The following is a 13396-nucleotide window of genomic DNA, read 5'->3' as shown; positions in this document are numbered from 1 at the left end:
ACTCGATTTACCCGCGCAAACGGGCCAGGACCTCGTCGTGGAGCAGTCCGTTGGACGCCACGGCGTCGCCGCCGTGCGGGCCCGAGCGTCCGTCCAGGGAGGTGAACGCGCCGCCCGCCTCGCGGACCAGGATGTCGAGGGCGGCCAGGTCCCACAGCGAGACCTCCGGCTCGGCGGCGATGTCCACCGCACCCTCCGCGACCAGGCAATAGTTGAAGAAATCGCCGTAGCCACGAACCCGCCAGACCGCATCGGTGAGGTCGATGAACGTCTCGCGCAGGCCGCGCTCGTGCCAGCCGGACAGACTGGAGAAGGCCAGGCTCGCGGCGTCGAGGCCGGCGACCGCCGACACCGAGATCGGCTTGGGCGCCCCTGGGTGCACCCGCACCCACGCGCCCGAACCGGCGGCGGCCCACCAGCGCCTGCCCAGCGCAGGCGCGCTCACCACGCCGACCACCGGAACACCGTCTTGCAGCAGGGCGATCAGGCTGGCCCACACCGGCACCCCGCGGACGAAATTCTTGGTGCCGTCGATCGGGTCGACCACCCACTGCCTGCCGCTGAACTCGGCGTCACCACCGAACTCCTCGCCGAGCACGGCGTCGCCGGGGCGCTCCTCGGCGAGTACGCGGCGGATCATCTGTTCCACCGCGAGATCGGCGTCCGAGACCGGGGTGAGGTCCGGCTTCGAGTCGACCTTCAGGTCGACGGCGCCGAAGCGCTCCTGTGAGATGGCGTCGGCCTGGTCGGCCAATCGCAGGGCAAGGTCCAGGTCAGCGGAGTAGGCAGCCACGTGTGGAGTGTATTTGGCGGGTCGGAGCGCTCGGGTTCGCGGGGCGTCAGAGCACCTCGGGGTTTGGTGGTCCCAGGACGGTGTACGAGCTGTATTTTTGGCGCGCTGGCGCGCGCGTGTCCGCGGCCCTGATCGGCCCGCCGGTCAGCCACCGCGAATCGCTCCTTCGTCGCATCTTCGCGGCGGCTGACCGGCGGGCCGGCCGCGGACCGGCCACTTCGTGGCCGTCCCTCCCCAGGGGTCGGGAGTGCGGGGCTGGTAATGCGGTCATGGCGGATTTGGTGAGCGGGTGTGGCTGGGTCAGGCTGCGACCCGGGCTGACCTGGCGGCGACCAGAGCGCTTGTCCACCAGTGCAACTGGTCGAGCAGGGCCACGGCGGCCGCTTCGGGCTCCTGCGGGTCGCGCAGCTGTCCGTTCTCGTCGACGAGCATGTAGTAGCGGGGGAACGAGACGTAGTTGCGCACGGTGTGGGCGTTGAGTTCGTTGAAGACCTGGCGCAGGTGCTCGATCGCCAGCAGGCCGCCGGAGCCGCCGCTGTAGCCGACGAAACCGATCACCTTGGCGTCCCACTGGGTGAAGTGCCGTTCGATGGCCGCTTTGAGGGCGGCCGGGTAGCTGCGGTTGTAACCAGTTCGCGACCACCGGGCCCCGCCGACGAGGCCAGCGCGAGCGCACTGGACCAGCTGGTCGGACGCCGCCCCGGCGGCCTTCGCGCCATCGCCGGCTGACCGAAATCGCGGTCGGCGCCACAGGGTCTGCGGCCTGATTGTCCCGATAACCCCGGTGTCGGAGGGGACCGGTAACCTTGGACATCGTGCATCCTGACGTTATCGCCGACCTCGCCGAACTCGACACCACGCTCAAGACGGTCGAGTCGGTCCTCGATGTCGAGGAGCTACGCCGCCGCATCGACGAACTCGAGCACCAGGCCGCCGATCCCGAGCTGTGGAACAACCAGGAGCACGCCCAGCAGGTGACCAGTGAGCTCTCGCACGCGCAGAGTGAATTGCGCCGCGTCGAGGATCTGCGCCAGCGGCTAGAGGACCTGCCGGTGCTCTACGAACTGGCCGAGGCCGAAGAAGACGCGGCCGCCGCCGAAGCCACCGCCGACGCCGATGCCGAGCGCGCCGCACTGCGCGTCGACGTCGAGGCGATGGAGGTGCGCACCCTGCTCTCCGGCGAGTACGACAAGCGTGACGCGCTGGTCAACATCCGTTCCGGCGCCGGCGGCGTCGACGCCGCCGACTGGGCCATGATGCTGATGCGCATGTACATCCGCTGGGCCGAGCGGCACAAGTTCCCCGTCGAGGTCTACGACACCTCCTACGCCGAAGAGGCGGGCCTCAAGAGCGCCACCTTCGCGGTGAAGGCGCCCTACGCCTACGGCACGCTGTCGGTGGAGATGGGCACGCACCGCCTGGTCCGGATCAGCCCGTTCGACAACCAGGGCCGCCGCCAGACCTCCTTCGCCGAGGTCGAGGTCCTGCCCGTGGTGGAGACCACCGACCACATCGAGATCCCCGAGGGCGAGATCCGGGTCGACGTGTACCGCTCGTCGGGCCCCGGCGGCCAGTCGGTCAACACCACCGACTCCGCGGTGCGCCTGACCCACATCCCCACCGGCATCGTCGTCACCTGCCAGAACGAGAAGTCGCAGCTGCAGAACAAGATCTCGGCCATGCGCGTGCTGCAGGCCAAGCTGCTCGAGCGCAAGCGCCAGGAGGAGCGCGCCACGATGGACGCGCTCAAGACCAACGAGGGCGCCTCGTGGGGCAACCAGATGCGCTCGTATGTGCTGCACCCGTACCAGATGGTCAAGGACCTGCGCACCAACCACGAAGTCAACAACCCGACCGCGGTGCTCGACGGTGACATCGATGGCTTCATCGAATCCGGAATCCGTTGGCGGATGCGCGATCAGGACGACGCGTAGCCAGCTGTTCGCTCACAAACCGTGTGCTTCAGCACGTTTGACCGCACGCCGTGACCGACCTGTAACCTTTCTGGTGTGCGTTCGACCGAACCGAAACTGTGCCTGTACAGGTCCATGAAGGAGACGCGATGACCGACGTCCTCGCGGCCAACAGCGGATCCGAGATCACCAGCTGGTTGCGTTCCAGCGGGCTCGAAATCGTTTTGCTGATCGTCGGCGCGATGCTGTTCGGCCGGTTCGCCGCGTTCCTGCGCGACCGGGTGACCACCAAGATCGACTCGGGTTTCCAGACGAGCGACGCCCTGGTCCGCACCGAAGCGGCCAAGCACCGCCACGCGCTGGCCCAGGTGGTCACCTGGGTGGTGCTGACCATCGTGTACGTGCTGGTCGGCATGGAGGTGCTGCGCAGGCTCGGCTTCGCGGTGACCGGACTGGTCGCGCCGGCGGCGGTGCTCGGTGCCGCGCTCGGTTTCGGCGCGCAGCGCATCGTCCAGGACATTCTGGCCGGGTTCTTCCTGATCACCGAGCGCCAGTACGGCTTCGGTGACGTGGTGCAGATCTCGGTCACCGGCTCCGCCGATCCGGCTGAGGGCACGGTCGAGGACGTGACCCTGCGCATCACCACGCTGCGCAACTCCGACGGCGAGGTGATCATCGTCCCCAACGGGCAGATCGTGAAAGTCACCAATCTGTCCAAGGACTGGGCACGCGCCGCGATCGACGTGCCGGTCTCCGCGCAGGCCGACATCACCAAGATCAACGAGATCCTGCACGCGGTGTGCACCAAGGCCTACGAGGATCGCCGCCTCAAACCGCTGCTGCTCGACGAGCCGTCGGTGATGGGTGTCGAAGACCTCTCGCTCGACGTGATGAACATCCGGATGGTTGCCCGCACATTGCCAGGCAAACAATTCGAAGTGGGCCGTGAACTGCGCGTGCGCGTCGCCGCGGCCCTGCGTAAGGAGGGAATCAGTGAAACCACGTAAGTCCACAGCGATCCTGATGGCGGCGTGGCTGTCGACGTTTGTCGTGTACCTGTTCGTCAAGCCCACCGATACGGCGGCGAACGGTCCAACGACGTTCCTCAATGCCGTCCCGACCTGGGTGAATTCCGAACCCGAACGTTGATCGGCGAGTCGCGTCCGGCGGGGACGGCCGCATCGCTGGTTACACTGGCTCCTCGTGATCACCTTGCGCAACGTGAGCAAGTCGTACCCGACCTCGACGCGGCCGGCGCTGGACAATGTTTCGGTCGATGTGGAAAAAGGCGAGTTCGTCTTCATCATCGGCCCGTCCGGTTCGGGCAAGTCGACTTTCATGCGACTGCTGCTCAAGGAAGAGGCGCCGACATCGGGCGAGATCCGGGTCGCCGACTTCCGGGTCGACAAGTTGCCGGGGCGCAAGGTGCCCAAGTTGCGCCAGCGGATCGGCTGCGTGTTCCAGGATTTCCGGCTGTTGCAGCAGAAGACCGTGGAACAGAACGTCGCGTTCGCGCTGGAGGTGATCGGCAAGCGGCGTCAGTTCATCGAGCGGACGGTGCCCGAAGTGCTCGACATGGTCGGGCTCGGCGGTAAGGGGCAGCGGTTGCCCTCGGAGTTGTCCGGTGGTGAGCAGCAGCGGGTCGCGATCGCGCGCGCGTTCGTCAACCGGCCGCTGGTCCTGCTCGCCGACGAGCCGACCGGCAACCTCGACCCCGACACCAGCGCCGACATCATGGCTCTACTGGAACGGATCAATCGGGTGGGAACCACCGTGCTGATGGCGACTCACGACAATCACATCGTCGACGCCATGCGAAGGCGGGTGGTCGAACTCGACAACGGCAGACTCGTGCGCGACGAAGCGACCGGCGTCTACGGGGTGGGTCGATAATGCGACTGAGTTTCCTGTTCACCGAGGTCGTCGACGGCCTGCGCCGCAATCTCACGATGACCATCGCGATGATCCTGACCACGGCGGTGTCGCTGATGATGCTCGGCGGCGGCATGCTGTCGGTGCGGATGGCCGACAAGACCGAGAACTTCTTCATCGGCCGCCTCGAGGTGCGTTTCTACCTCGACGACGCGGTCTCCGACACCGATCCCGACTGCGCCGCCGACCCGTGCAAGTCGCTGCTCGCCGACCTCAAGTCAACTTCGGGTGTGGAGAGCGTGCAGTTTCTCAACCGCGCCGACGCGCTGGAGGAGGCGAAGAAGCTTTTCGCGGATCAGCCGGAAATGGTGCAGTACATCGCCGACTCACCGCTGCCTGCCTCGTTGCGGGTGAAGATGACCGATGCCGATCAGTATCAGCACATCTACGACAGCTTCGCGACGCGACCAGGCGTGCGGATCGTGGCCAATGACAAGGAGTTCGTCGACCGGTTGACCAGCCTGTTCGACGGGTTACGCAATGCCGCGTTCGGTTTGGCGCTGGTGATGGCGCTGGCCGCGATGCTGCTGGTGCTGAACATGGTGCAGATCGCCGCGTTCACGCGGCGCACGGAGGTCGGCATCATGCGTCTGGTGGGCGCGACCCGCTGGTATACCCAACTTCCGTTCCTGCTCGAAGCGGTCGCGGCCGCTTTCGTCGGTTCGGTGCTCGCGGTCCTCGGACTGGTGATCGCCCGGCCGCTGGTGATCGACCGGGCGCTGGGCCCACTGTTCGACAGCAATGTCTTCCCGCGCATCACCGGCGACGACATCGCGGTGGTTGCCCTGACGATCGCCCCCGTGGGCATCGTCTTCGCCGCCGTCACCGCCTACCTGACCCTGCGCTACTACGTGCGCGAATAGCGCGTGTGCGCGGCGGGACCCGGCTCCCCGGGACCGCCGCCGCGGCGCACGCCGGTCGAGTCCCTCAGCCGAGCGTGCGCAGCTGCGGCCAGAGTTGCGACCATGGACGGATCGGGTTGCGGCAGACGAACATCGGCTCACCTTGTTCGTCGTTGTCGATGCCGAGGCCGTTGTCGAGCGTGCCCGCGGGGTCGACGATCGAGCAGATTCCGGTCAGTCGTTCGCGGTCGATTCCTACGGTGAGGACCTCGGTCGCGGAATCCGGCGGCGGTCCCCACCACCAGTAGGCATTGTGGCCGGAATACGGGGTGGGCAGCGCATATTCCGGGCCGTAGCGCTCGATCGCGCCGGCTTCGCCGTAGTTGGCGGTGAGGATGGGGGCGCCGGGTGGGCGTGCGGCGGCGATCTGTTCGACATAGCGGGGCCAGGCGATGGTCTCACCCGCGTCGTAGTTGATCGCGAGGACCGGCGAGTCCCGCAGCCACGCGATCGGCAGCACGGGCAGGAACAGCACCGCCGACATCACCGCGTTGACCGCGATCACCGAAGTGACTGCCGCCCAACGCTTTCGACTACCGCCCAACCACCGGCACAGACCGACAGCACCCGCCGCGAGCAGCACCGGATACATCCCGCCGAGGTAATAGGCTTTTCCGCCGGTCACGAGAAACACCACGAACAACACCGCGTAGGTCAGCGGAAACGCCCGCCACCGCGAGCTCCACAAGCGCCATAACCCGTACCCCCACAGCGGAACCAGCAGCGGCCCGAACAGCCCGAACTGCAAGAGCACGAACATGATCGGTGAATCCGAGGTGCCCGACGAACCTCCGGCGATGGCTCTACTCAGCTCCCATTGCGGCCACCCGTTGTCGGCCTGCCACCACAGATACGGCAACCACAACAGCAGCGCGATCCCGAGGGCGAACCCGAAGTACCTGGTCGCGAACAGCTTTCGCTGTCCAGCCAGGGCCAGCGTCGCGGCCAGCACAACGACCGGCACGATCAGCAGCACCTTGTTCTGCAATCCGATGCCGACGACCAGCCCGATCACCAGCCACCATCGCCGATCCCGCTCGAGCTTCAACACCAGCAGGCAGATCAGTGACCAGGCCGCCAGATCGAACACCGTCGTCCCCAGCAGGTGCCCCACGCCCAGCATCAGCGCGGAACTCGCGACGGCACCGGCGGCCAGCGCTCGCGCGCCACGCCCACCACCCAACTCCCCCGCGATCAACCCGGCACACACCACGACGAACGTGGCCGCGGCGATGGCGGGCAATCTCATGACACATAACGAATCGGGAGAGACCGCAGCCATGAATCTGGCCAGAAACGGCGACAACGGCGGCTGATCAGGGTAAGACCAGTCCAGCCGCCGACCCGCGGCCAGGAAGTACAGCTCGTCGCGGTGGTAGCCATAACGCCCCGAGGTCGCCAGCAGAACGAGCGCGAAAAACGTCGCGATGACGGGCACCCGACCAGCGTGACAGAAACCGGCGATTCGCCAACGGGTCAGCACACTTCTTACTCTTGAGTAAGATAGACTTACCGAAGAGTAAGATGGTGGGGTCGAAGGCACCCCGACAGCCGAGGAAATCAGGTGATGATGAGCACTCGAGACAGCGCGACGAAGCGACGTCCGAACGACACGTCCGCGGTCGGCCTCAGCCAGCCCAAACGGGACTGGATGGGCGCCGCGATGCGCGCTTTGACGACCATTACCGGGTCGGAGCTCGCGGGCAAGTACAACCTGCGCAAGCCGATCGAGCGCGTCACCTACGAGGGAACCAAGACCGGGTTCCGCACCCTTGGCGCGGCCACCCGGACCTTCGCGAAGGTGGCGGGCGGCGGTGAGCCCAAGCGTCTGGTCGACAACGAGACCAAGACCAAGGACTACTTCGATCTCACCCCGTCCGACGAACAGCAGATGATCGTCGAGACCGTGCGTGATTTCGCGGGCGAGATCCTGCGCCCCGCGGCCTACGACGCCGACCATGCCGCCGAGGCACCGCGCGATCTGCTCGAGCGCGCCGCCGAACTCGGCATCACCCTGATCAATGTGCCCGAGGAGCTCGAAGGCGCGGCTTCCGAGCGCGGCGCCGTCACCAACTCCCTGGTCGCCGAGGCTCTCGCGCATGGCGATATGGGCCTGGCGCTGCCGATTCTGGCACCCAGCGGTGTCGCCGTCGCACTGTCGCAGTGGGGCACCGACGCCCAGCAGCAGACCTACCTGCCCGCCTTCACCGGCGATGCGGTGCCGCAGGCGTCGGTGGTGATCAACGAGCCGCGCGCCCTGTTCGACCCGTTCGCGCTGCAGACCAAGGCCGTTCGCTCCCCCAGCGGCTTCAAGCTCACCGGTGTGAAGAGCCTGGTCCCGGCCGCCGCCGATGCCGAGCTGTTCATCGTGGCAGCCGAGCTCGATGGGCGCCCCGCGCTGTTCATCGTCGAGTCCGACACCGCCGGGCTGTCCGTGGAAGCCGATCCGAGCATGGGACTGCGCGCCGCGGGCCTCGGCCGGCTGATTCTGGACAACGTGGCGGTCGGCGCCGACGCCATCCTCGGTGACGCCGACGCCAAGACCCGCGCCGCCGAGTACGGCGACGCGGTGCAGCTCGCCCGGCTCGGCTGGGCCTCGCTGGCCATCGGCACCGGCCAGGCCGTGCTCGACTACGTGATCCCGTATGTGAACGAGCGTGAAGCGTTCGGCGAGCCCATCTCGCATCGTCAGGCGGTGGCCTTCATGGTCGCCAACATGGCGATCGAGCTCGACGGACTGCGACTGGTGACGCTGCGTGGCGCCTCCCGTGCCGAACAGGGCCTGTCGTTCGCCCGTGAGGCGGCGCTGGCGCGCAAGCTGGCCACCGACAAGGGCATGCAGATCGGTCTGGACGGCGTGCAGCTGCTCGGCGGTCACGGCTTCACCAAGGAACACCCGGTCGAGCGGTGGTACCGCGACCTTCGTTCCGTCGGTGTCGCTGAAGGCATCGTGCTGGTCTAGGCCCGTTTCTCACCTTCGTAGGAGCCCCCCTCATGATCAATCTCGAACTCCCCAAGAAGCTGAAGGCGAGCGCCAACCAGGCCCACCAGGTCGCCTCGCAGATCTTCCGTCCCATTTCCCGCAAGTACGACCTCGCCGAGCACGAGTACCCGGTCGAGCTCGACACCATGGCCGCCATGATCGAAGGGCTCGCCGACTCCGGCACCCAGAAGATCGGTGGCGCCGCGGGCGGCCGTAACGACGAGACCGCCGACCTGACCGCCAATGCCAACGGCGGCAACATGTCCGCGCTGCTCAACTCCCTCGAGACCTCGTGGGGCGATGTCGGCCTGATGCTCACCATCCCCTACCAGGGCCTTGGCAATGCCGCGATCGCCGCTGTCGCGACCGACGAGCAGCTCTCGCGCTTCGGCAAGGTGTGGGCCGCGATGGCGATCACCGAGCCGTCCTTCGGCTCCGACTCCGCCGCCGTCACCACCACCGCGGTGCTCGACGGCGACGAGTGGGTGCTCAACGGCGAGAAGATCTTCGTCACCGCCGGAGAACGCTCGACCCACATCGTGGTGTGGGCCTCGGTCGACAAGAGCCTCGGTCGCGCCGCGATCAAGTCCTTCGTCGTCCCGCGTGACGCTCCGGGCCTGTCGGTGGCACGGCTCGAGCACAAGCTCGGCATCAAGGCCTCCGATACCGCGGTGCTGCTGCTGCAGGACTGCCGCATCCCCGCCGACAACATTCTCGGTTCGCCGGAAGTCAACGTGGAGAAGGGCTTTGCCGGGGTCATGCAGACCTTCGACAACACCCGCCCCCTCGTGGCGGCCATGGCCGTCGGCGTCACCCGCGCCGCGCTCGAGGAACTGCGCACCGTCCTCACCGAGGCGGGTATCGAGATCTCCTACGACACCCCCGCGATGAACCAGTCCGCCGCGGCCGCTGAATTCCTGCGCATGGAAGCCGACTACGAAGCGGCCTACCTGCTCTCCCTGCGCGCCGCCTGGATGGCCGACAACAAGAAGCCGAACTCCCTCGAGGCCTCGATGTCCAAGGCCAAGGCAGGCCGCACCGGCACCGACGTCACCCTCAAGGCAGTGGAGCTCGCCGGCACCATCGGCTACTCCCAGCGCACCCTGCTCGAAAAGTGGGCCCGCGACTCGAAGATCCTGGATATCTTCGAAGGCACCCAGCAGATCCAGCAGCTGATCGTGGCCCGTCGCGTCCTTGGAAAGACCAGCTCCGAGCTGAAGTGACCTGGTAGACAATGAAAACCGGTGCGAGTCATCCCGACTCGCACCGGTTTTTCGTTTCCGGGAGGAGGTGACCCGGCCCGCCCGCTGCTGACCGAGCTGCTGCGGGTGTTGTGATGTCGCGCTGCTGTCGACCGGGCCCACGGTGTCAGAGCGCGGTCGTGTCGTCGGCGTGGAGTTGACGGTTGAGGCGGTGGGGGTCGACTTCGAGGAGGGGGCGATCCCAGTGAGCCAGCTCGGCGGCGGAGGCGTAGGTGGTGTCGAGGAAATGCAGGAGGGTGGCGTCGGGGTCGGGGGAATTTCGGACTGATTCGTAGGGGAGGACGAATTCGCCGAGGGTGGTGTCCCACTGGGCGCCGTCAGGGCCTGCGGGGCGGCCTGAGTAGCCGTCGGGAGCGGGATAGGAATAGGCGTAGAAGATGCCTTCGGCACCGCCGGGCCAGAAGCCGGCGCTGGCACATTCGCGGGAGTAGGCCTCCTCCATCACCCAGTCGGCACAGTTGGGGGCGCCGCCGGGGTGCACGGGCGCGCGGCGGCCGGAGAAGCGGGTGCAGGCCAGGTCGAAGGAACCCCAGAAGAATTGCACCGGACTGGATTTCCCGGCGAAACCCGCACGCCAGACCTGGAAGACTCGCTCGATCTGGCCGAGCTGTTGCCAGAACAGGTGGACGGCGTCCGCGTCGTAGGAGCGGTGGGTGGTGTCCTCGGCGAACGGGATAGCCGGATCGACCTCGTTCGGTGACGCTTCGATATCGACCACCATGTCGAGCCGACCGAGCACGTGGCCTAGCTCGGCGTAGAAGTCGGCGACCGTGCGCGGGCGCAGGGCGATCGTGGCGTGGCGGCCGTCGCTGCTGCGCAGGACGAGTTCGTGGTCGACGAAGTCGAACTCGATGTCGAGCAGGCGGCCGTCGACGGGAATCGCACCGGTCGCCATCCCGCGCGCGCTGACCGCGAACGTGACATTCCACCAGTGGTTGACCAGCGGTGTCCCCGCCATTTTCAGCTTGCCGATGATCTGCGAACACATGTGCAGGGTGTCGCGGGTATCGGACCAGGAATCGACGCGCAGGGTCGGCCAGACGGCCTTGGCGGGAGTGGAACGAGCCATCGGATTCCTCGCTCTCTCGGTGCGCGACCGACGTGGGTCCCGCCCGTTCACAGCCGGGCGCGCTGGCTGACTGGTCAACCGTTCGGCGTGTCCTAGGACTTCGATATATGGAACACCCACTTCGGGGCGCTGTAATAAGCATGTCCGATCCAAGCCTCGAATTCATCACCATTCGGGCTGGACGGCATCACACCCTATGCGGCGGCTCCCGGGGTGTTGTGGGCCGTGACCTCCTCCCTCGGGATGAGAAGAGTCACCCCCAGCGTCGGCCGGCACCCCACCAGCAGTTGATGTTTCCCGACCTTCACCAGACCAAGCTGGAAGTTGTTCGCAGCACGGCGAAGCGGGAAGGAGAAACGGCAATGTCCAGCACACCGAAATCACTCGCAATGTTTCCGGGACAGGGCTCACAGCGCGCCGGTATGGCGGAGTTTCTGCTCTCCCATTATCCGGAAGCCGCGGGCCGGATATTCGCCACAGCCGACCGGGCGCTCGGATTCTCGCTCACCGAATTGTGCGTTTCCGGTTCGGCCACCGAGATCGCCTGTACCGAGATCGCGCAGCCCGCGATTGTCGCGACCAGCCTGGCGGTTCTGGAAGTGCTGAGCGAGAAGGGTTTTCGCCCGTCGCTGGTGACCGGACACAGCCTGGGCGAGTACACCGCGCTGGTTGCCGCGCAGGTGCTGGCACCGCAGGACGCGATCGGCCTCGTTCGCCGTCGCGGCGAGCTGATGGCGAGGGTGTCCGACAAGGTCCCCGGAGCCATGGCGGCGATCTTCGGGTTGCCGGTCGAACTGATCGAAGTGATCTGCGCCGGTCTTCCCGCCGACGGTGTCGCCGAGGTCGCCAATCACAACGAGGCCGGTCAGACGGTTATTTCCGGTACCCGCAACACCGTGGCCCAGGCGACTCGTATCGCCGTCGCGTACGGCGCGCACCGTGTTGTCGAGCTCGACGTGAGCGCGCCGTTCCACTGCTCGCTGATGGACGAGATCGAAGACGAGTTCGCGGCCGAATTGGACCGGTACGACTTCGCGTCACCGCGGCTTCCGGTTATCAGCTCCGTCACCGGTGAGCCGGTGACCACCGCCGAGGAGGCCAGGTGGCTGCTGCGCTGCCAGCTGGCCGGGCCGGTGCGGTGGGTCGATGTGCTCACCACCGCACAGCTACACGGCATCACCGACTACGTCGAGATCGGACCGGGCCGGGTCCTCAGCGGTCTGGCCAATCGGATGATCAGCGGCGCCTCGGTGCGCAGTACCAACGACAAACGCCGAGTGGCAGCCCTCTTACAGACCTACTGAATCAAAAACCCCCCAAGGAAAGGAAATTCACCATGACCCACACCATCCAGGATCTGTTCCCGATCGTCCAGTTCGCCGTCGCGGACGCACTGGGCATCGACGAGGCGGAGGTCGTCGCCGAGGCGAGCCTGGTCGATGACCTCGGTGCGGAATCGATCGACATGCTCGACATCCTGTTCCGCATCCAGCGCGAGTCCGGGATCAAGGTCTCGGTGTCCGATATGGAGGCGCTGATGCGCGGCCCCGAAGGCGCCGACCTGTTCGACGACGACGAGATCGTCACCGAAGCCGGTCTCGCGCGATTGGAAATGGCGCTACCGCAATTCGACCGCACGCAACTGTCGGGCCCGCTGACGGCCGAACAGTTGGTGGGACTGTTCACGGTCCAGAACCTCGTGGATATGGTCCTCGATCGCGCTCGGGCGGAGGAGAGCTGATGCTGCCCTTCGAAGGCAAGGTCGCGCTGGTCACCGGCGCCTCCCGCGGGATCGGGAAGGCAATCGCGACGACACTGGCGCAGCGCGGTGCGGCTGTGGCCGTCAACTATCGTGCACGCGAAGCCGAGGCGCTCGAGGTCGTGCGCGAGATCGAGGATCGCGGCGGGTGCGCCGTCGCCATCGGCGCGGACGTGTCCGACGCCGCGGCGGCGGAGGATCTCGTCACGGAGACCATAAACCAGCTCGGCGGCCTGGACGTGCTGGTCAACAACGCGGGCATCACCAACGACGGTCTGCTCTGGAAGATGACCGACGACGCCTGGTGGGAGGTGTTGCGGGTCAATCTCGGCGGCACCGTCAACACCACGCGCGCTGCCGCGCCACATCTCATGGCCCAGCGCAGCGGGTCCATTGTGAACATCTCCTCGGTCATGGGCGTCTCGGCCCGCCCCGGCCAGTCGGCCTATTCAGCTTCGAAGGGGGCGATGAACGCCTTCACCCGCTCGTCGGCAATGGAACTGGCGCGCTTCGGAATCCGGGTCAACGCGGTACTGGGCGGGGTTGTTCCCACCGACCTGATCAGCGGCCTGCTGACCCACGACAACGGCAAGGGAGCGGTACAGATTCCGTTGCGCCGGTATGGAACGGCCGAACAACTCGCCACTGTCGCGGCATTCCTGGCAGGCCCGGACGCCGACTATATGACCGGCGAACTCGTCCACGTCGACGGCGGGATGGGCGCGCAAGTGGCGTTCTTCTCCGGCGCGACCGCCATGTCCTTCCTCAAAGAGGCGAGCTGAC

14 protein-coding genes are annotated in these 13396 nt (G+C 66.6%); 10 read left to right on the top strand and 4 right to left on the bottom strand.

The window, feature by feature from the left end; genetic code table 11:
- Positions 1-7: 7 nt before the first annotated feature.
- The gene (gene hisN / locus ACTWPB_RS14550; protein ID WP_446226164.1) at positions 8-793 is read right to left on the bottom strand and encodes a histidinol-phosphatase; all 786 of its coding nucleotides are present in this window, start codon (positions 791-793) and stop codon (positions 8-10) included.
- A gap of 300 nt (positions 794-1093) precedes the next feature.
- Complete coding sequence (locus ACTWPB_RS14545) at positions 1094-1477, bottom strand: NADPH-dependent FMN reductase (protein ID WP_446226348.1); 384 nt, start codon at positions 1475-1477, stop codon at positions 1094-1096.
- Positions 1478-1608: 131 nt separating this feature from the next.
- Between ACTWPB_RS14545 and prfB the strand changes: the two genes are divergently transcribed.
- From prfB to ftsX, 5 genes are all read left to right on the top strand, one after another.
- Positions 1609-2727, top strand: a complete 1119-nt coding sequence (prfB, locus tag ACTWPB_RS14540; protein ID WP_056812604.1) for a peptide chain release factor 2 — start codon at positions 1609-1611, stop codon at positions 2725-2727.
- A gap of 128 nt (positions 2728-2855) precedes the next feature.
- Positions 2856-3713, top strand: coding sequence for a mechanosensitive ion channel family protein (locus ACTWPB_RS14535; RefSeq protein WP_446226163.1), 858 nt, complete (start codon positions 2856-2858; stop codon positions 3711-3713).
- Positions 3700-3855, top strand: coding sequence for a hypothetical protein (locus ACTWPB_RS14530; protein WP_446226162.1), 156 nt, complete (start codon positions 3700-3702; stop codon positions 3853-3855). Before ACTWPB_RS14535 ends, ACTWPB_RS14530 begins: the two co-directional genes overlap by 14 nt.
- A 54-nt stretch (positions 3856-3909) precedes the next feature.
- On the top strand, positions 3910-4599 hold the full coding sequence (gene ftsE, locus ACTWPB_RS14525; RefSeq protein ID WP_446226161.1) for a cell division ATP-binding protein FtsE: 690 nt from the start codon (positions 3910-3912) through the stop codon (positions 4597-4599).
- Entirely contained in the window at positions 4599-5501 is a 903-nt protein-coding gene (gene ftsX / locus ACTWPB_RS14520) for a permease-like cell division protein FtsX (RefSeq protein WP_446226160.1), read from the top strand. The genes ftsE and ftsX overlap by 1 nt, the downstream gene beginning before the upstream one ends.
- 64 nt (positions 5502-5565) lie before the next feature.
- On the opposite strand, the gene ACTWPB_RS14515 is transcribed toward ftsX, so the two are convergent.
- Positions 5566-6978: a glycosyltransferase family 39 protein gene (locus tag ACTWPB_RS14515; RefSeq protein ID WP_446226159.1), complete on the bottom strand. Its 1413-nt coding sequence runs from the start codon at positions 6976-6978 to the stop codon at positions 5566-5568.
- Between the two features lie 126 nt (positions 6979-7104).
- Here ACTWPB_RS14515 and ACTWPB_RS14510 point away from each other — a divergent pair, with 126 nt between their 5' ends.
- Entirely contained in the window at positions 7105-8502 is a 1398-nt protein-coding gene (locus ACTWPB_RS14510) for an acyl-CoA dehydrogenase family protein (RefSeq protein ID WP_446226158.1), read from the top strand.
- A 32-nt stretch (positions 8503-8534) separates the two neighbouring features.
- On the top strand, positions 8535-9746 hold the full coding sequence (locus ACTWPB_RS14505) for an acyl-CoA dehydrogenase family protein (protein WP_446226157.1): 1212 nt from the start codon (positions 8535-8537) through the stop codon (positions 9744-9746).
- A 145-nt stretch (positions 9747-9891) separates the two neighbouring features.
- Here the strand turns inward: ACTWPB_RS14505 and ACTWPB_RS14500 are convergent, their stop codons facing one another.
- On the bottom strand, positions 9892-10854 hold the full coding sequence (locus tag ACTWPB_RS14500) for a DUF5996 family protein (RefSeq protein ID WP_446226156.1): 963 nt from the start codon (positions 10852-10854) through the stop codon (positions 9892-9894).
- Positions 10855-11216: 362 nt separating this feature from the next.
- Between ACTWPB_RS14500 and fabD the strand changes: the two genes are divergently transcribed.
- The 3 genes from fabD to ACTWPB_RS14485 are packed head-to-tail and all read left to right on the top strand — an operon-like array spanning position 11217 to position 13395.
- On the top strand, positions 11217-12158 hold the full coding sequence (gene fabD, locus ACTWPB_RS14495; RefSeq protein ID WP_446226155.1) for an ACP S-malonyltransferase: 942 nt from the start codon (positions 11217-11219) through the stop codon (positions 12156-12158).
- A gap of 32 nt (positions 12159-12190) precedes the next feature.
- Positions 12191-12595 (top strand): phosphopantetheine-binding protein, encoded by a 405-nt coding sequence (locus ACTWPB_RS14490; RefSeq protein ID WP_446226154.1) that lies wholly within the window; start codon positions 12191-12193, stop codon positions 12593-12595.
- Positions 12595-13395: an SDR family NAD(P)-dependent oxidoreductase gene (locus tag ACTWPB_RS14485; RefSeq protein ID WP_446226153.1), complete on the top strand. Its 801-nt coding sequence runs from the start codon at positions 12595-12597 to the stop codon at positions 13393-13395. Before ACTWPB_RS14490 ends, ACTWPB_RS14485 begins: the two co-directional genes overlap by 1 nt.
- Position 13396 lies beyond the last annotated feature (1 nt).

It is taken from the genome of Nocardia sp. IBHARD005 (assembly GCF_052814245.1).
This window is presented reverse-complemented; position numbering and strand designations above follow the sequence as displayed.

What these genes read in the sequence shown, in the direction of transcription:
- ACTWPB_RS14535 (WP_446226163.1), top strand. Translation starts at nt 2,856, where the DNA reads ATGACCGACGTCCTCGCGGCCAACAGCGGATCCGAGATCACCAGCTGG.
- ftsX (WP_446226160.1), top strand. Translation starts at nt 4,599, where the DNA reads ATGCGACTGAGTTTCCTGTTCACCGAGGTCGTCGACGGCCTGCGCCGC.
- ACTWPB_RS14505 (WP_446226157.1), top strand. Translation starts at nt 8,535, where the DNA reads ATGATCAATCTCGAACTCCCCAAGAAGCTGAAGGCGAGCGCCAACCAG.
- ACTWPB_RS14500 (WP_446226156.1), bottom strand. Translation starts at nt 10,854, where the DNA reads ATGGCTCGTTCCACTCCCGCCAAGGCCGTCTGGCCGACCCTGCGCGTC.
- fabD (WP_446226155.1), top strand. Translation starts at nt 11,217, where the DNA reads ATGTCCAGCACACCGAAATCACTCGCAATGTTTCCGGGACAGGGCTCA.
- ACTWPB_RS14490 (WP_446226154.1), top strand. Translation starts at nt 12,191, where the DNA reads ATGACCCACACCATCCAGGATCTGTTCCCGATCGTCCAGTTCGCCGTC.
- ACTWPB_RS14485 (WP_446226153.1), top strand. Translation starts at nt 12,595, where the DNA reads ATGCTGCCCTTCGAAGGCAAGGTCGCGCTGGTCACCGGCGCCTCCCGC.